This is a genomic window from Baia soyae (assembly GCF_004341445.1).
Lineage (GTDB): Bacteria > Bacillota > Bacilli > Thermoactinomycetales > Thermoactinomycetaceae > Baia > Baia soyae.
The window spans coordinates 21,955-41,651 of the sequence record NZ_SLXV01000019.1; the positions used below are offsets into that span (position 1 = coordinate 21,955).

At 42.7% G+C, this 19,697-nt stretch carries 12 protein-coding genes and 1 tRNA gene; 11 read left to right on the forward strand and 2 right to left on the reverse strand.

Annotated features, from left to right (window positions below; translation table 11 throughout):
* Window positions 1–7: 7 nt before the first annotated feature.
* Window positions 8–1,504: an aldehyde dehydrogenase family protein gene (locus EDD57_RS07720; protein ID WP_131848880.1), complete on the forward strand. Its 1,497-nt coding sequence runs from the start codon at window positions 8–10 to the stop codon at window positions 1,502–1,504.
* 26 nt (window positions 1,505–1,530) lie between these two features.
* The gene (locus tag EDD57_RS07725) at window positions 1,531–1,935 is read left to right on the forward strand and encodes a thioesterase family protein (protein WP_131848881.1); all 405 of its coding nucleotides are present in this window, start codon (window positions 1,531–1,533) and stop codon (window positions 1,933–1,935) included.
* 54 nt (window positions 1,936–1,989) lie between these two features.
* Here the strand turns inward: EDD57_RS07725 and EDD57_RS14380 are convergent, their stop codons facing one another.
* Window positions 1,990–2,166 carry a hypothetical protein gene (locus EDD57_RS14380; RefSeq protein WP_165873712.1) on the reverse strand — a complete coding sequence of 59 codons (177 nt, stop codon included), beginning with the start codon at window positions 2,164–2,166 and terminating at the stop codon, window positions 1,990–1,992.
* A 579-nt stretch (window positions 2,167–2,745) separates the two neighbouring features.
* On the opposite strand from EDD57_RS14380, the gene EDD57_RS07730 reads away from it, so the two are divergent.
* Window positions 2,746–4,302, forward strand: coding sequence for an ABC-F family ATP-binding cassette domain-containing protein (locus EDD57_RS07730; protein ID WP_131848882.1), 1,557 nt, complete (start codon window positions 2,746–2,748; stop codon window positions 4,300–4,302).
* 167 nt (window positions 4,303–4,469) lie between these two features.
* On the opposite strand, the gene EDD57_RS07735 is transcribed toward EDD57_RS07730, so the two are convergent.
* Window positions 4,470–4,808 (reverse strand): hypothetical protein, encoded by a 339-nt coding sequence (locus EDD57_RS07735; RefSeq protein WP_131848883.1) that lies wholly within the window; start codon window positions 4,806–4,808, stop codon window positions 4,470–4,472.
* Window positions 4,809–5,163: 355 nt separating this feature from the next.
* Here EDD57_RS07735 and EDD57_RS07740 point away from each other — a divergent pair, with 355 nt between their 5' ends.
* The 8 genes from EDD57_RS07740 to queG all read left to right on the forward strand — a co-directional run bounded on the left by EDD57_RS07740 (window position 5,164) and on the right by queG (window position 19,680).
* Window positions 5,164–6,198: a pyridoxal-phosphate dependent enzyme gene (locus EDD57_RS07740; RefSeq protein WP_165873713.1), complete on the forward strand. Its 1,035-nt coding sequence runs from the start codon at window positions 5,164–5,166 to the stop codon at window positions 6,196–6,198.
* A 12-nt stretch (window positions 6,199–6,210) separates the two neighbouring features.
* Window positions 6,211–8,904, forward strand: coding sequence for a lyase family protein (locus EDD57_RS07745; RefSeq protein ID WP_131848885.1), 2,694 nt, complete (start codon window positions 6,211–6,213; stop codon window positions 8,902–8,904).
* Window positions 8,905–8,920: 16 nt separating this feature from the next.
* Window positions 8,921–9,799 carry a GHMP family kinase ATP-binding protein gene (locus tag EDD57_RS07750; RefSeq protein WP_131848886.1) on the forward strand — a complete coding sequence of 293 codons (879 nt, stop codon included), beginning with the start codon at window positions 8,921–8,923 and terminating at the stop codon, window positions 9,797–9,799.
* Window positions 9,800–9,890: 91 nt separating this feature from the next.
* Entirely contained in the window at window positions 9,891–17,180 is a 7,290-nt protein-coding gene (locus EDD57_RS07755) for a non-ribosomal peptide synthetase (RefSeq protein WP_131848887.1), read from the forward strand.
* Between the two features lie 117 nt (window positions 17,181–17,297).
* A tRNA-Pro gene (locus EDD57_RS07760) sits at window positions 17,298–17,374 on the forward strand.
* Between the two features lie 106 nt (window positions 17,375–17,480).
* A complete protein-coding gene (locus tag EDD57_RS07765; RefSeq protein ID WP_131848888.1) occupies window positions 17,481–18,053 on the forward strand; it encodes a uracil-DNA glycosylase in 573 nt (190 codons plus the stop codon).
* A complete protein-coding gene (gene rnhA / locus EDD57_RS07770; protein ID WP_131848889.1) occupies window positions 18,050–18,463 on the forward strand; it encodes a ribonuclease HI in 414 nt (137 codons plus the stop codon). The genes EDD57_RS07765 and rnhA overlap by 4 nt, the downstream gene beginning before the upstream one ends.
* 35 nt (window positions 18,464–18,498) lie before the next feature.
* Complete coding sequence (gene queG, locus EDD57_RS07775) at window positions 18,499–19,680, forward strand: tRNA epoxyqueuosine(34) reductase QueG (protein WP_131848890.1); 1,182 nt, start codon at window positions 18,499–18,501, stop codon at window positions 19,678–19,680.
* The last annotated feature ends 17 nt before the right edge of the window (window positions 19,681–19,697 follow it).

Here is a 19,697-nt window from a genome sequence, read left to right on the forward strand (position 1 = left end):
AAATGGGATGGCAGTCGATTCCGCTCAGATTGGTAAGAAGTATTCTCTATGGATTAATGGTGAAGCCGTGCCAGGACAGCATGGAGAGACATTCCCTATTACGAACCCTGCAACCGGAGATGTGATCACCCATGTTGCCAAAGCGACGAAAGAGGATGTCGATCAAGCGGTTATGGTAGCGCGGGAAGCGTTAGAGAAGGGGAAATGGGCTACTTGGCCAGCTAGCAAGAGAAGCCAAATTTTGTTTAAGATTGCGAGCATTATGCGGGAACGGCTCTCTGATTTAGTACAACTAGAAGTGTTAAACACAGGGAAAACGGTATCGGCGGCGAAGGGTCAAGTTTATCAAGCTATTGAAGACTTTGAGCTGTACGCGGGTGCGATTACGACGATTCAAGGTGCTACGAAATCGGTTCCCAAGGGCTTTTTTCACTATAGCGTAAAAGAGCCTGTGGGAGTTTGTGCACAGATCATCCCTTGGAACTATCCTCTGATGATGGCAGCATGGAAAGTGGCCCCTGCTTTGGCGGCTGGATGTACGATTATTCTAAAGCCTGCTAGTCTTACGCCTCTCACTGCTTATGCACTAGCCGAGATCTGTCATGAAGCAGGCGTGCCAAAAGGCGTGTTGAATGTGATTACCGGAAGCGGTGCGGATGTTGGCTCCTACCTCGTAGAGCACCCTGGTGTTGATAAAGTTGCCTTTACAGGTGAAACCAGCACAGGGAAAGATATTATGGCAAAAGCTTCCCAGACACTCAAACGAGTAACTCTTGAGTTAGGCGGTAAGTCTCCTAACATTGTATTTGCTGATGCGGATCTGGAGGGAGCGATCCATGGTTCCATTTACGGCATCTACTACAATACAGGGCAATCTTGTGAAGCACGTTCTCGTCTGCTCGTTCAAGAGGAAATCTATGAGCAGTTTGTGGAGCAGTTTGTAGAGAAGACGAAGCAGTTGCGAATCGGGGATTTATGGAATCAGGCTAGCCATGTAGGATCGATTATTTCCCGGGAACAGTGGGAAGTGGTAGACTCTTATGTGAAATCAGCAATTGTCGAAGGGGCTACTGTACTTTGCGGAGGGCGAACACCGGAAGGGGAATCATTTGCCCAAGGGTATTGGTATGAGCCGACGGTGATTGTAGATGTTACTTCGCAGATGAAAGTGGTGCAAGAAGAGATTTTTGGCCCTGTGGTCGTGATTCAGAAGTTTGCAACGGAGCAGGAAGCGATTCAGTTGGCCAACGATAGCCATTACGGCCTAGCAGCGGCTGTCTGGACAACGGATCACGCGAAAGCACATCGCGTTACTTCGCAGTTAAAAGCAGGGGTTTTGATGGTGAATAATCCATTCTCTACCTTCCCGGGGCTTCCATTTGGGGGATACAAACAATCCGGATTTGGGAGAGAATTGGCTACCGAATCCCTTGAATTATATTTGGAAACCAAGAGTGTTTTATCTTATACAGGTTCAAAACCGTTAAATCCATTTCAACTATAAAGGTAAAGGCAGCGAGATGATATTACATGAAATCAGGTTTGGAAAAAGGGAATACGAAATCGATGCAGATTACAGTCTCTCCGGAAATGACGGCTTCTTTCGATGGGCGCTTGATTCACCCAGTTTTATCCACTGTGGCGATGGTCTACCATATGGAATGGGTGGGGCGGTTGATCATTGAGCCATACTTAGATGAGGGAGAAGAGGGGATTGGTGCGGAAGTTCAAGTGAAGCACTGTTTACCGGCTCCGATTGGGGTGGAAGTCGTGTTTGAAGCAGAGGTTGTTGATTTGACAGAACGTCGAGTTGTTTGTAGAGTAACGGCTTCTCATGGACATGGGGTAGTGGGTGAAGGAGAGTTTGTTCAGAGGATTGTTTCGAGGGAGAAGCTGTATGAGAAGTTTCGGGAGTTGTCTTCGGATGGGCAGTAGGTAGAGTTAGTAGTGGCTGGTTGGATAATCGGGAGCGGGGGAGAGTCTGTTCGATTACTGCTCAATAGCAATCCTACAAGGATGTGAAAAGCAAGTCCGCTCCGTCATCCTTCGCCGGGGCAGGTGCAAAACTCGCAAAGTACGCTCAGACATGTTGCACCAAAAGCGCCCCGTGCTACGGATGACTACGCTAAGTAGGATTGCTAACATCGCCCGTAATCGAACAGCCATCTCCCCCTCCTGAAATTTTTCCAAAGTCGGAGGATGGGGTTCAGCCTGTTGGATCATGAATCAAAAGCGCCTCATACTATGACTAAGTTAAGAGAATTGCTAACATCGTCTGTAAACGAATAGGCATCTCCCTTGACCTAAGTATTTCTAAATTCGGGGGGATGCCTAAGCGTGTTGCCAACGTCCAAACCAGACTCAATCAGCTTGTTAATAAACCAGTAGGTGTGCATGGGATAGGGGCAATGTGTCTGACCACTGCGAGGTTAGTGAGCCTGCTTAGCTACGAAGGACGGAGCGGACTTGCTTTTCCACATCCTTGCAGGCTCACTATTTGAGTTGTGGGTAGATACATTGCCCTGGAACATGTTCATCCAATATCTGGTTCACTAACAGCCATACCCATATACCAACCCTTGAGCAGAACGATCCGCTTGGTCATTCCTTCATAAGCATAAGCTCACATCAAACCCAAGTAAGCGTGTATTTTTGAAAATACCGCTTACTTGGGTTATTCTATTCTGATAGAGTAAAAAGGTAAATCCAAACAAGAAACTTCGTATAGAAAAAGGTGTAAACGCCATGAGCATTTTAACAGTAAAAAACTTAAGCCACGGATTTGGTGATCGTGCGATTTTTAATAACGTGTCCTTCCGTTTGTTAAAAGGAGAGCACGTCGGATTGATAGGTGCGAACGGAGAAGGAAAATCGACGTTTATGAACATCATCACTCGTAAACTGGAGCCAGATGCAGGGGATGTGGCTTGGGCGAATAATGTGCGTGTAGGTTACCTAGATCAGCATGCAGCTCTCACGAAAGGACTCACGATTCGTGATGTGTTGAAAGAGGCTTTTTCCTATCTATTTGATTTAGAAACGAAGATGAATCAGTCTTATGAGAGAATGGGAGAGTGTACGCCTGAGGAATTAGAGGCATTACTCGAAGACGTAGGTGTGATTCAAGACCTACTTACCAACAATGATTTCTATGTGATCGATGCAAAAGTAACGGAGATCGCGCGTGGTCTGGGCTTAGATGACATTGGATTGGATCGTGATGTGCATGATTTGAGTGGTGGACAACGGACAAAGGTTCTTCTAGCCAAACTGCTACTCGAAAAGCCAGATATTCTTCTATTAGACGAGCCTACCAACTATCTAGACGAGCAACACATTACATGGTTGAAGCGATATCTTCAAGAATATGAGAATGCATTTATTCTAATATCGCATGATATTCCATTTCTCAATAGTGTCATCAATGTCATTTATCATATGGGGAATCAGGAGCTGAATCGTTATGTAGGTGATTACGATAACTTCGTTATGATCTATGAGGCGAAACAGGCACAGCTAGAATCCGCGTTTAAGAAGCAACAACAAGAAATTTCTGACCTACAGGATTTTGTACAACGAAATAAAGCACGTGTCTCGACGCGTAACATGGCGATGTCTCGTCAGAAGAAGTTAGACAAGATGGAGAAAATTGAGCTAGCTCCTGAGAAGCCGAAGCCGCACTTCGATTTCAAAGGTGCTCGTACATCGGGTCGGATGATTTTTGAAGCGAAAGACCTTGTAATTGGTTACGATGAACCGTTATCCCGGCCTTTAGATCTCTCCATGGAACGAGGACAAAAAATTGCGTTGGTCGGAGCCAATGGGATCGGGAAAACGACTCTACTGAAAAGTATTTTAGGACAAATCCCATCTCTAGGCGGTTCTGTTGAGTTAGGAGACTACTTGGAGATTGGCTATTTTGAGCAAGAAATCAAGAAAGCGAATTATAATACTTGTATCGAAGAAGTGTGGCAGGAGTTTCCTTCGTTTACTCAATTTGAAATAAGAGCTGCATTAGCCAGATGCGGACTTACTACCAAGCACATCGAGAGTAAAGTGGAAGTGCTGAGTGGAGGAGAGAAGGCGAAGGTTCGCTTGTGTAAGTTAATCAATAGTCCTACGAACCTTCTAATCTTAGACGAGCCTACCAACCACTTAGATGTAGATGCGAAAGACGAATTAAAACGGGCCTTGAAAGAGTATAAGGGGAGCCTTCTCATCATCTGTCACGAACCTGAGTTTTATCAGGATGTCGTAACAGATGTGTGGAATTGTGAAAACTGGACTACTAAGATTTTCTAGGTTTGTACTAGGAGCTACGGACATCCCACATCCTCGTAAGGCTATTTAAGCTGTGAGTAGCTATATTGCCCTGGGATCCTGAGGGAATGTAAATATAAGCCTAGAACCACATGCATGATCGCGTGTGGCTCTAGGCCTTTCTATAGTTATTTAGTTTCGTTTAAAGTTTATAGTAATCCACGAATGATGGTTAATTCATTTCTCTTTGAGTCATAGGTCATTGGATAGAGTTGACCTGCGTTTAAATTAAATCGATCTAAGGTTCTTGCTGTAAAGCGTACGGCGCTACGTGATTCTCCTGGAAAAGTGAATAAAACAAATCTAAAATGAAATGTTGCACTTCCTAGTCGTAGTTTAATGTGAGTAGTATTGCGTGAAATTCCGAGTCTTCTGGCGGCCGTCGCATTCATGAAAATAGTATGATTGGGCCTAGGAGATAGATTAAAGAAACTACGATTTAGCTCAAGTACTCTAACCGATACGGGATCAAAATATGTTTTTTTCAAATTGATTACCCTCCTCTCAGTCTCTCTATATAGATATGTAGGATTTTATAGATTGGTAGGAGCAAACGCGGATTCGTGAAGAAAAATAGTTGAAAGGGCCTTTTCAGATTTATAAACGCAATGTCTCATCTGCTGTTATATTAATTTTTTATGAACTATTTTGTTTTTTTATAAATGTGTACAATATGTAAAAAATATATATACATGTCTAGGAAGAATGATTTTGTTATGTTAAAGTATTGAATAGTTGATATACAGAATTTAAATAATAATGTAATGTAATCTGTTCAAACAAAATGATTTGCCAAATCAATATAAATATAAAATAATGCATTGTTATAGGAGTGTGTATATTATGGAAATGAAGTTGAAGTATACACCATTTGATTCTCCATATGAAGAACTGATCCACCCTCATCTATATAGAGTGCGTGATAATCTGTTCCTTGTTCAATTTAAAGTGATGAAGGTATTACCAGCATTACATATTGTGAGCCGTGCAATGGAACGTGGAGAAATGAAACAAGATTCATTGGTGGTAGATACTTCGAGTGGTACATTTGCGCTAGGGCTTGCTTTGGTATGTCATCATTTTAAGTTGAAATTGATGATTGTAAGCGATCCGGCCTTAGATAAAAATTTAAAAGCTCGATTAGAAGACTTAGGAGCTAATGTACTGGTTGTGGAAGAGCCAGACGAGCAAGGGAATTATCAATCAAAGCGCCTAGAAATTGTGAGAAGAATCGTAGCGGAAAATAAAAATGCCTTTTGGTGCAATCAATATGATAATCCTGACAATCTGCAGTCGTATGGTATGATTGCGGATTTGATTGCTGAGAAAATCGGTACCCAGATTTCACTTGTAGGTGCTGTGGGATCAGGTGGGTCAACGAGTGGTACTATGAAAGCCCTTCGAACTCAAAATCCGGATGCGAAAATGATTGCAGTAGATACATTTGGTAGTGTTTTATTTGGATTAACTGATTCGAAAAGAGCACTACGGGGATTGGGGAACAGTGTAATTCCTAAAAACTTACAACATCACCTTTATGATGAAGTTCACTGGGTGAGTGCGCGATTAGCATATTCTTGGACCCGAAATTTACATAAAAAACATGCTATATACGCCGGGGGGACGACAGGAGCATGCTATGGTGTTGCAGAATTTCTTTCAAGGAATTCACCAGATGAGACCTTTGTGTTTATTGGTCCTGATGATGGCGTTCGCTATATGGAGACGATTTATAATGATGATTGGCTACAGAGGAATGATCTTCTCCTACCAAGCAATCAGTTGATAGAACCACAGGAATGTAAGGGTCCGTGGGATGTATCATGCAGTTCCCATAACTGGGCTTTTATGAAATGGAATCGAAAACCGGCTTTATAGGGGGGTTGATTTATGGACGCTAGATCGATTGTCTTTGTGGAAAGTAATACCACGGGAACGGGTGAGCTTTTTCTGAAAGAAGCTCTGATGATGGGATACAATATATTTTTCCTATCAAAAGATCCATTTAAATATCCGTATATAGAGAAATATCCGGTCAGCTATGTTCAATTAAACACAGAAAATTCCGATGAAATTATGCGTATGGTCGAAGGGGTTCCGAATGTTGATCTTGTATTTTCAACAAGCGAATTTTATGTAGAGATTGTGAATCAGATCAATATGCGTTTGGGGTTGGTATGGAATCGACCAGAGGCGATCTCAATCTGTCGAAACAAACTTGAATTATATGAAATGCTAAGTAAGAAAGAATTATGTCCGAAAGCGATCCGTGTCTTACGTTCAACTGTATTAGCAAATACAGCCTATGATTTCATGCCATACCCTTTTGTCGTGAAGCCACTGAAAGGATCAGGTAGTCAAGGAGTGCGCTTTATTCAGGATTCTGATCAATTGGCAGTCTATGCGAATGAGACAGACCAGGACGAATTTATTATTCAGGAGTATATGGATGGCGAGGAGTTCTCGGTAGAAGTTCTATCCCTAAATGGTGACCATCATGTGATGGGGATTACAAAAAAATATCTGGGTGAGGAACCGTATTTTATTGAAACAGGTCACGATTTTCCAGCTAATTTGAATGGTGACGAGGCTGAAAAGATTCGCTGTACTGTACGCGAAGCGCTTGATGAAGTTGGTTATCTGATGGGAGCTTCCCATGTTGAAATCCGCGTGAAGCAGCATTCTGTGAAGATTATTGAGATCAATCCTCGATTAGCAGGTGGGATGATTCCGGTTTTAATGAACAAGTGTACCAATATCAATATGATCCGGCTTTGTCTGCTTTTACATCTAAATAAGGGTGATGAGTTTGAAGAGATGATGGCAGGATTTACGTTTCTTCATAGAGGCGTTATTCGATTTAAGCTCGCAGAAGGTAAGGGAGAGGTCAAGGAAATAGCCGTAAAGAAAGGAGACCATGCTGATCAGCTGGATCATGAGATCCTACTATTGAAAAAAAGTGGAGATCGAATCACTTTATCAGGAGATTTTAAGGATCGCATTGCATGTGTGATTGTAGCAGGCTCGGATACCAAGGAATGTGAGCAGGTTGCAAAAAGTTGGTTATGTAGGATAGAAGCTGTTTATCGAGAAATAAAGGATCCATCATTAGCAGATTATACTCTTCATTTTTTAGAGAATACAGGTAGGTTGAGTTCGACACTCCACCCTTATGCACAAGCGGTTATGAAAGCAGAGAAACGCAGGACAAGCTTAGAAGAGATTCGCTTGATCTGTGACATAGATGAAGCACATCAGATTATGCTTCTAGAAAGCGGAATTCTACCACATGATGATGTGATTCCTGTTTTAAAAGAAATTCAGAGATTACGCGAGTGTGATTTTGAAAGCGTTCTTAGTCTCCCAACTCCAAGGGGCCTATATTTAACCTATGAAAGTTATATGATATCCCAGCTTGGGGAGAGGTTAGGAGGCAACTTGCAGTTGGCTCGATCTCGAAATGATATGAACGCCGCGATGAATCATCTTTTTATCCGGGATCATGGGCTCGAATTGATGGAAACTCTTTGGAGATTGATGTCTTCGATGACGTTGCTAGCTAGGAAGCATACAAACACAGTCTTTCCGATCTATAGCCAGTATCAAACGGCATTGCCTGGGACATTTGGGCACTATCTTATGGCAGTCGTGGAAAGTCTCCTAGATCACACCAATCAGTTGACTAGCCTCCTTGAATGGAGTATGAAGTCACCTTTAGGAGCTTGTTCGGGAGGAGGAACAACGCTTCCCATCCATGCCGATATTACCGCTGAATTACTAGGTTTTAGAACGAGATATCGGAATTCAATTGCGGCTGTTAGTAGTAGGGATCTGAATTTGCGTGTCGCTAGTGAATGTTCCTTCATTGGGCTAACTCTTAGTCGATTGATTCAAGATTTGCAAATCTGGTCTTCGATGGAGTTTTCGCTATGTTCCTTACCTGATCAACTTTGTGGTGGATCTTCCGCAATGCCACAAAAAAAGAATCCGTATCTACTGGAATGGGTGAAAGCCCGGATAGATGAGTTACTAGCGATAAAAGATACACTTACCTTTTCGGTACATAAGACTCCATTCTCGAACTCATTTGAGGTTTCGGGGATTAGTACAGATCATTCTTGTGAGATGATTTCAAAGCTAACGAACATAATGAATATGACCAGCATCCTGTTAAATGGGTTAGCCATTAATGAGGAATCTGCTAAGAAGCATCTGATGGAAACCTATTCCTACCTAAGTGATGTAGCCGAGTATTTATTCCGTGAACACTCAATCTCGTTTAGAGAGTCTCACCATTATCTCGGGGAAATCATTCCGTTGATCGGAGATGATCATGAGGCTTTCGTCAATCTAGTAAATCAAAAGTTTGATATTAAGATGAGTCCGACATTATCATTTCTATCGCAAGATCGATTTTATGGGATGGGTCCTGGTGAGAAACCGGTGAATGAGCATATTTCATACTGTATGGATTCATTAGGACAAGTAAAAGATCAACTGGATGATGTTTCTCAGCAAATACGGATGGCATCTTGTAAAAGGGAGCAGTTGATTCATCGCATGGTTCTATCCACACAAAGTTAGAGAGGAAAATTAGGTTATGCCGGAAGCGATCGCGAGTTGCACTCCCTTGTGTGTGGATTGGGCAAGAGGTACTTTTGGAGAATTGTTACAGGGGGAGCTACCTGATGGGAATCATTTTCTCGTTACTCTCCCCATCTCTCTACACTCCAAAGCCACCTTTTTACCTGATCCAAATACGAAGGAGATAAGTGTTTATCCTTCTAATAAGAAGAAAGTGAGAGTGGCAATCGAGTACTTGTTACGCCGTTTTGACCTACACTTGGGTGGTCTTCTAATGGTACAGAGTGAAATACCAGAGGGGAAAGGATTGGCGAGTTCGTCTGCAGATATCGTCGCAAGTATTCGAGCTGTTTCTAAATATCTGAGTCTTCCTATCACTCCAAGTGTGATTGAGGAAGTGATGCGTCAAATCGAACCGAGTGATGGTGTCATGTATGAAGGGTGTGTCACCTTTTATCATAGAGAGGTACGTTTAGCCGGAAGGCTCGGTGAATTGCCCCCGATGATGATTGTAGCAGCAGATACAGGTGGGATCGTTGATTCCATACAACATAATCGTAAGAGTCCTCAATATATCGATTCGGAAAGGAGGATATTCCAACGATTACTTGAGGACCTTCGAGTTGCCATTGCACGTAGAGATTTAGATGAAATTGGTAGAATCTCTACGATTAGTGCTGAGATAAATCAGAAAAGGCTTTATAAAGATTACTTTGATTTTTTCATGAGTTTGAATCATCGGAAGGGAGTTTGCGGTACGGTCATCGCCCACTCTGGCACGATGATTGGATCGATTCTCAATCCATATGCTTCTAGGACTACGGAAGCCATGCACGAGATATTACAGGAGTTTCATGATCGAGATATTAAGCCCATGATCTATACCAATATGTAAGGTGTTTTTGTAGATCATAAATCTCTGATAAGAGGGAATATTAGTAAATTTATTCAAAATGAAAAAATGAGAGATAAAGAGGGAGAAAACTATGGCAATCCATACGGAACTCACACTCAGTAAGTATGAGTTATCACATACGCAGAAGCGATTCTGGTTTACAGAACAGCTGGAGTTTGTACAAGCATCGAAGGTAAACGCGATGTCGCATGTATCTACTGCATTTACTCTAAAGGGGCAATTAGATAAAGAGGTCTTTCATCAAGTCATAAACACTCTCGTAAATCGCCATGATATATTGCGCACTTGTTTTCGTGAAGAAAATGGAGCTCCTATACAAGTAGTCTATTCCGACATTGATTTTGATGCAGTCACTGTTGAGATGTCTCAGCAGGAGAAAACCCTACAGGAGTTAGTGATTAGTGAGTTAAATAAACCATTTCTTTTAACCGAAGCACCTCTCATTCGCGCCACTTTATATAGGTTGTCCGAGTCCGAGCATATGTGTCTCCTCGTGGCACACCACATCATTGCCGATGGTTGGGCGATCGATATTTTCATGTCCGAGTTCGCCACCCTTTACCGTGCTTTGGCAAATAAACAGCCTAATCCATTAGCGCCTTTAGCCATTCAGTATAGTGATTTTGCACACTGGCACAATGAATTGCTAGAAGGAGGCGAAGTAGATGAGCAACGGAAATTTTGGCTAGATCGTTTGGCAGGGGAGTTGCCTGATCTCAATTTTCCATTGGACTTTTCAAGACCCTCGATGCAAGATTTTTATGGTGATACCGTTCCGCTTGTAATCGACGGTGAGCTGATGGAGAAATTGAAGAAAACGTGTGAGAAGCTAGACGTTAGTCTATATATGTTTCTATTAGCATCGTTTCAAGTTCTACTCGCCAAATATACACGAAACAAAGATATTATCGTAGGGACATCGTTATCGGGTCGAGTTCATCCAGAAGTAGCCGATCTTGTGGGATGCTTTATTAATACATTGCCTGTGCGAAATGAAGTAGACGGAAGTGAGTTGTTTCAGGACTTTGTGAAACGAGTCAAACAAACGGTGATTGAGTTATATGCGAATCAAGAATATCCTTTTGATCGCATCGTGGAAGAGTTAGGAATTGAACGGAATCTAAGTCGAAATCCAGTATTTGATGTTGTATTTGAATTACATACCTTACGTACAGATAAACAGTTAGTGGTCGAAGTGGATAAAGACCTTGAACTTTCTTTTGAAAAGTCGCTCGATCATATCCAGTATTCGGGATTTGACTTTGTCTTCGAATTGTTCCAGACGGAAGGGAAGATAGATGGTTATATCCAATACGGTACGTCGCTGTTTCAAAAGGAAACCATCGAACGCTTAAGCCGGCATTTTATTCAGTTAGTTGCGCAAGTCGTAGAAAGGCCGGAACAAAAAGTTTGTGAGATTGACATGCTGTTAGAAGAAGAAAAAAATCAAGTCCTGAAGCAGTTTCATCCGAATAAAGAAGAGTTTCCGATTCATGTTCCTGTACAAACTTTGTTTGAGGAACAGGTGGCTAAAACACCAGATCGTATTGCTGTGAGATTTGAAGGAGAAGAATTATCATACCAGGAACTAAATGAACGAGCGAATCGCATGGCACGCTTACTTCGCGCACAAGGGATAGGAGTTAATCAATTTGTGGCAGTGGTAAGTGAACGAAATCTCGATTGGATTACGAGCATGTTGGCGATTTTTAAGAGCGGAGCTGCTTACGTTCCGATTGATCCAAATCTTCCAGATGAACGGATTACGTATATCTTACAAAATAGCGAATCAAAAGCAATCGTTACCCAGAATGCTTTTGTGGAACGATTATTATCGCTACAGACCGATCAGGCTACGCAAACCATGATTTGCTTGGATGAAGCGAAGGAATATTCGAACCAACAGGGGTTCTATACGAAGAATGATCTAGACCAGTACAGTTCTGATAATCTCAATCCCATTAACACATCGGTAGATCTTGCTTACATGATTTATACATCCGGTTCTACAGGTAAACCAAAGGGAGCACTTGTACGCCATGACGGCATGATCAATCATCTTTATTCGAAGGTTACTAGCTTAAACCTAGGGGCAGAGGATGTCGTGGTACAAAATGCTTCTATCAGCTTCGATGTCTCTGTTTGGCAGTCCCTCGTTGCTTTATTAGTAGGAGCGAAAACCTCGATTGCTTCGTTTGACGTTTCTCGTGACCAATCTTTATTGTTTGAGCACTTGCAAAACGAAGGGGTGACGGTAGTAGAAACGGTTCCTTCACTCCTGTTTGCATTCCTTGATACAGTCAAAGGTTTAACGAAAGCAAGCCGACAATTGCCTTTGCTACGCTGGATGATTGCCAATGGTGAAGAGTTACCTATTAAACTAGTAAATAGCTGGTTTGATATGTATCCAACCATTAAATTAATTAATGCTTATGGCCCTACGGAATGCTCGGACGATGTAACACAGCATGTGATGGCTGGTGCGATAGATGCAGAGCAACAACGTATTCCAATCGGACAACCATTACCCAATATGACTTTATATGTGGTAGATCAATATCATCATTTAGCGCCGGTAGGAGTTAAAGGTGAGATTTGGATTAGTGGAATTGGAGTGGGCAATGGGTATTGGAAGAATGAAGAGCTGACAAAAGAAAAATTTATTTCGAATCCGTTTGCAGAGGATTGGACAGAAGAACAGGCTTATCGAACAGGAGATCTAGGTCGCTGGTTGCCGGATGGATCGCTTGAGTTTTTTAGTCGCATCGACTTTCAGGTGAAGGTGCGCGGCTTTCGGATTGAACTAGGTGAGATCGAGAGTGCGATTGGTAACCATCCGCAAGTGGATGAGGTAGCGGTTATCGTGAAGCAGACAGAGGCCGGGGATAATACGTTAGTGGCTTTCTATACGAGCAAACAGTTACTTGATACGAGTGATTTACAAGAATATCTACGAGGGATTTTACCCTATTATATGGTGCCTGCGCTCACAACGAGGATTGAGAGTATGCCTCTCTTAACGAGTGAAAAGATAGATCGTCATGCTTTAAGAGAGTGGGAGATTGACGAAGGAGATAAACAGGGAGTATCGGGGCTAGACACGAAAACCGAGATAGACCTTGCATTGATCTGGCAGGACATTCTTGAATTAAAGCAGATCGATGTCCATGATAACTTCTTCCATCTGGGCGGACACTCGATTAGTGCCGTAAAAGTAATCAACCGGATCCGTGATCTATTCCAGATTAAGATGACTTTGCAACAGATCTTTATTACTCCAGTGCTAAGTGAGTTAGCGGATGTAATTGATACAGAGGTTGCGAAAATGAGTGACTCAGAAGAGAAACGTGATCTTTCTTTGCAACGCATGCCTAGGCAAGAAGAATATGAGTTAGCCCCTGTACAGCTACCTGAGTGGTATATGCACCATTTCGAGCCAAATAATCCATTTTATAATACTAGTTTCGATTTAATGTTTTATGGTGATATGGACTTACAGGCGTTTGAAAAGGTATGGCAAACTCTTATCTCGCGTCATGCAGTGCTACGTACTACCTTTAAAAACAAGAATGGAGTTCCTCTGCAAATCATAGCTCCGAGTAGAGAAATGAAGCTTTGTGATCTCTATGAAGATCATACCCATGTACCAGAAGATAAGCTTCCCGAGGTTATCAAGGAGCTTGCTGAGGCACATGCGAATCAAATATTTGATTTTGAGAAAGGTCCTCTATTTTCCACTAAGTTGGTCGAGCTTCCAAGTAAACAGTTCTTATATATGTTTGCTAGCCACCATATCATCTGGGATGAAACATCCTCGATGAACCTAATGAAAGAATTTAACGAGCTGTATAATGCATATGTCACAGGAAGAGAGCCAGATCTACCATCGCTTGAGGTTGATTATACGGATTATGTACAGTGGATGAATCGATTGGTTAGGGAAGGACACCTGGAGAATCAACGTAAATATTGGTTAAAACAGATTTCGAGTGTGCCCCCAGGTCTTGATTTGCCCACAGATTATCCTAGACCGCCTATGGTTACATTTAATGGGGGAACGATTCTAGGAAGGTTTGATCAAAGTCTCCAGAAGCAAATGGCTGATTTTTGTCAACAGAACGATATTACGTTGAATATGCTTTTGCTTACTGTATTAAATTTGCAGTTGCATCGTTTAAGTGGGCAACGTGATTTTGTGGTAGGCTCACCCATTCTCAATCGCGATGATGTGAAGCTAGAAAATATGCTAGGTTTGTTTGCTACAGCTCTCCCATTACGTTGCAAGATTGAACCCGATATGACCTTTGAACAGTTGCTTGCACATAGTAAGCAAACCTCGATTGAGGCATATGATCATCATGCATATCCGAGTAATTTTATCATTGAGCAGATTGAGGCAGAAGTAGACTTGTCGCGAACGAAATTGTTTTCTGTGATGTACGGCTTACAAAATAACAAACAACGATTGATGGATCATATTCAGTTTGAGGAATTGCAGTGTAATTTTCGGGTGTATGATTTCATCGAGAGAAATTCCCGCTTCGACTTAACCTTTGTTTTTGATGAATTAGAGAGTGGGCTTGAAATCAATCTCAACTACAACTCGGATTTGTTTACGAAATCAACAGCAGAGCGGATTTCACAACAGTTTCTATGGCTTGTGGAGCAGGTTGTTAATGCGCCAAGAAAACAGCTTCAAGAGTATGTACTGGTATCAGAAGTAGAGAAGAAACAGATGAGCGAGTGGAATCGGACAGAGAAGACCTACCACGATGATGCGATCTGTCTTCATGAAATGATAGAGAGACAAGCTGCGAAGAAACCTGAAAATCCAGCCATCCTATGTAATGGGAATGGGCTCACGCTCAGTTATCGTGAGCTAAATGAGCAGGCTAATCGCTTAGCTAATTGGATCACACAGCTTGGGGTCAAACCAGAACATAAGGTAGGCATTACGTTTGAACCATCCAGTAACATGATGGTGTCATTGATCGCTGTGTTAAAAGCAGGAGCTGTATATGTACCACTTAGCCCAGAAGTACCGATAAGTCGCCAGCAGATGATTATTGAACGTGCAGGGATTGATGTGATCATTACAGAGAGCCAATATGTGAGGGGCGATCTAGCATTTCAAGGTACCATTATCAAACTGGATGTGGATGGTCCGCTAATCGATAAGCAACCGAATACGAATCTAAATCTTTCAGTATCCTCTAGCATGTTAGCCTATGTTTTATTTACTTCTGGTACGACAGGCATGCCAAAAGGAATCGAAATCGAGCATCGCGGTGTAATCAATCTATTTGAATGGAGTCAAAGCAAGTATCCACTTTCTGATTCAGATGCAACGTTGTTTATGACCCCTTATACGTTTGATGCATCGCTACTTGAAATATTGTGGCCTCTGACGCAAGGTGCGAAGGTAGTGATTCCTGAGCCTGAGGAGCGTAAAAATCCAGCTTCTATTGGGAAATTGGTAGAGAAACATCAGATCACGATTCTTCAGTTTGTGCCTGTTCTATTAGAAGCATTTGTAACGGCAAGGAAAAATGGAGATTTTGGAGAATTGCCATCCCTTCGTTATGTAATTTGTGGAGGGGCTCTACTTACCCGCGAATTATGTGATCAATTTAAGAGTCAGTTTTCTTGTCATCTAAGTAACCACTATGGACCGACGGAAATAACGGTAGATGCGATTACCTTTGATTGTGAGGAGCCTTTTTCAGGAAACGTGGTTCCGATCGGTAGACCGATTCACAATGTGAAAGTGTATGTGCTCGATGAATATATGAATCCGGTACCAGTTGGAGTGCCTGGTGAAATCTATATCGCTTCTCCGGGGCTTGCACGCGGGTATCTCCATGATCCAGCCATGACGGATCAGTGCTTTGTACCTAATCCGTTTAATTCGGATGCAGACGCCCGATTATATAAAACAGGTGATGTTGCGAAGTATTTAGAAGATGGAAATATCATCTACTTAGGTCGTATCGATCATCAAGTAAAAGTGCGAGGGAACCGGGTCGAGCTAGAAGAAGTAGAGAGTTGGCTAGCTTCACACGAGTATGTAAGTAAGTGTGCAGTCATTCATAGGAAAGATGAACGAATGGATGGACTTGTGGCTTATGTGGAGATGAAATCGGAGAGTCCTGTTCTTCAAATGGATGGGGAAGGGCTAAAGTTATATACCCTTTCGCAAATCCCTACTCTACAAGACCGAATGAACGAGCTTCATTTTACGGCATGGCCCGAATACTTTACTGGAGAAGAAGTCCTGCGGGAATACTGGCCACAGATTTTTACTCAGTTTGCCGAATACCAACTCGCTCTGGTCGATGGCTTAGGGAAGGTGGTAGCGGTTGGGAATGCGATTCCGATTTACTGGGATGGAACTCAGGAGCATCTACCACAAGGCTGGGATGAGGCTTTAATAAAAGGATTTACGGATGCCAAAAAAGGTCAGAAACCGAATACGCTACTTGTTCTCGCGGGAGTGGTGGATAAAGAATGCCAAGGAAAGGGACTTGCCACATTAGTAGTAAAAGCGTTTAAAATGCTTGCTCATGGGCATGGATTACAACGTTTGATTGTTCCCGTTCGCCCAACAGGTAAAAATGAGTACCCAGATCTCGATTTTGCTTCCTATTGTGAGCTGCGGCGGGAAGATGGATACCCAGTGGATAACTGGTTGCGTTCGCATGAGCGTGTGGGAGGAAAAATCCTTCAGATTGCGCATAAGTCCCAGTATGTTAAGGCAAGTGTTGCAGATTGGCAAAGATGGGCGGGTACTACCTTTGAAAAAAGTGGATCTTATAAGGTAGAGAAAGCTCTAGCACCTGTCCGGATTGACTTGGAAGAAGGAATCGGAGAGTACTGGGATCCGAGCGTTTGGGTGGAGCACCCACTTGATTCAGCAAATGCTTGGGATTATGTTGACTCTAGTCAATTGGAACGCTTCTTAAAACAATTTATGCCTGATTATATGGTTCCTCAGCAATACGTTTTCGTAACTCAAATGCCCCTTATGACAAGCGGTAAAATGGATAAAAACGCGTTGCCAGAGCCCTACACCATCTTTCACGAGCGGGAGTTTATCTTACCTGAAAGTCAAACAGAGGAAGAGATCTTGGCGATTTGGAAAGAGATTTTAAAGACAGAAAACATTAGTGTAACGGACAGTTTCTTTGATCTGGGAGGCCATTCTCTGAAAGCCGCCCAAATCGTAACACAGATCAGTGAAACATGTTGTGTCGCGTTCTCGATTCGTGAGCTATTTGAATTTGTCACAATTCATAAATTAGCTCAGTTGGTAGACGAAAAACGGGCTACTGTAGTAAATGACGAAGAGTCTATTCGATAAAGTAGAAACAAAAGCCCTCTCGATCAAGAGGGCTTTGTTTTTCAAAAAGATGTTGACCATTTCATGTAATGTATGCTATATTATTTCTTGTCATTAAGCGATTATATAGTTGAATATCGGGATGTGGCTCAGCTTGGTAGAGCACCTGGTTTGGGACCAGGGGGTCGCACGTTCGAATCGTGTCATCCCGACCACACAAAAAACTACTCATTTGGTTGGGTAGTTTTCTTTATATGCCCAGAAATATTTGAAGAGAATAGAGGGTTTATTAGACGCGAACAGAAAAGGAGATACGTAAGGATGTCCTTAGTGGAGCTGTATGAAAAATACTGTCAATGTCAGATGTGCCCCCTACATGCACAAGGGAGGTCCCAGGTTGTCATAGGGGAAGGAAATCCATCTTCTCCCTTAATGCTAGTAGGAGAAGGGCCTGGCGCGGATGAGGATCGTTTGGGAAGACCCTTTGTAGGAAAAGCTGGACAATTATTAAGTAAAATTCTAGAAGCTGCTGAAATTCCCAGAGAGCAGATTTATATCACCAATATTGTCAAATGCCGACCTCCTGGAAACCGCACGCCTGAACCAGAAGAGATGTCTACTTGTATCCATATCCTGCGACAACAGTTTCAGTTAATACGCCCCAAATTAATTGTTCTCTTAGGTTCTGCACCTACGCGGGCGATCATTGACCCTAAGGCGCGAATTACACAAGTGAGAGGGCGATGGATCGAGCGAAAAGGGGTTCGTTTTATGCCTACTCTACATCCTGCGTACCTATTACGAAACCCGTCTGCGAAGAAAGATGCATGGAGCGATTTCCAGCAGATTCGGGATGCCTATTACATGCTTCTACAAGGGGATGAAAATCAGTGAAAGAAGTAATTGTTTATACAGATGGAGCATGTTCTTATAATCCCGGTCCGGGGGGATGGGCTGCCGTTCTACTATATGGCGAACATCGTAAAGAAATCTCAGGTGGAGACCCTGACACCACCAATAACCGTATGGAATTACAAGCCGTTATCGAATCGCTTAAGCTATTAAAAACGAAATGTAAGGTAAAAATTCACTCCGACAGTGCCTATATCGTGAACTGCTTCCATCAAAAGTGGTATGTCAAATGGGAGCGCGAGGGCTTCAAGAAGAACCCCGATCTATGGCGAGAATTACTTGCCCTTACACGGAAACACGACGTAGAGTTTATCAAAGTGAAGGGTCACAGCAACGTAGAACTAAACAATCGCTGTGACGAACTAGCCCGAGCTGCGGTTCCTAGAGCTTAACCAGTATTACATAATTAGAAAAGGAGGTGGACTAGATGAACGCAATGGAACTGAAACAAAAATTGATTGAAAAAGCAAACGAGATCGGCATAGACAAAATCGGCTTTACTACAGCAGATCCCTTTGTTGAGTTAAAACAAAAGCTCGTTCAACATCGAGAATCAGGCTACGAATCTGGTTTTGAAGAGCCGGACCTCAATCTGCGTACGATTCCTACCCTCACACTACCAGAAGCGAAATCAATTATTGCCATTGCGATCGCCTACCCCTCCAAGATGAGCAATCCCCCTCGTTCTGAGCCTGGAGCGTACCGGGGGATTTTTGCTAGGGCGTCATGGGGGCAGGATTACCATGATGTCCTGCGAGAAAAATTGGCCCAGTTAGAAGCGTATCTGCTTGAATTGGTCCCTACTGCTCGAACACAGTCGATGGTCGATACAGGTGCACTATCGGATCGAGCCGTAGCAGAACGTGCCGGGATTGGTTGGAGTGCGAAAAACACTTCGATCCTCACCGAGGAATTTGGCTCTTGGATCTATCTAGGAGAGATGATTACAGACTTGTATCTCCCTCCGGATGATTCTGTTTTAGATGGTTGTGGCGATTGTACGTTATGTTTAGATGTTTGTCCCACAGGTGCCTTAGTAGAACCGGGACAACTAGACTCGACAAAATGTATTGCGTTTCTCACACAAACCAAAGGATCTATAGATGAGTTCTATCGCGAAAAGATCGGAAATCGACTCTACGGATGTGATACGTGTCAAACGGTTTGTCCGAAGAATCGAAAGCGCAACTTTACTCATCACACTGAATTTGAGCCGGATCCTGAATTGGTGAAGCCTCTCTTGCAACCACTCCTCACCATGAGTAATCGTGAGTTTAAAGAGAAATATGGATATATGTCGGGCTCATGGCGGGGGAAAAAGCCGATCCAACGAAATGCGATTATCGCACTTGCTCATTTTCAAGACCGATCAGCCATTCCATTATTGAAGGATCTATTGGGACAAGACCCTCGTCCTGTGATTCGCGGGATGAGCGCTTGGGCGTTGAGCAAGATCGGTGGTGCGGAGATAGAAGAGATATTGAATCAAGCATTTGATAAAGAGCAGGATGAAGAGGTTCTTCGGGAAATTCGCTTAGGTTTAGAACGAATTCAGAAATCAGCTACCTCCCCAAAAACCAAAGAAGATTACCATGACTATTCGTTATAAAAATTGACAATCATTAC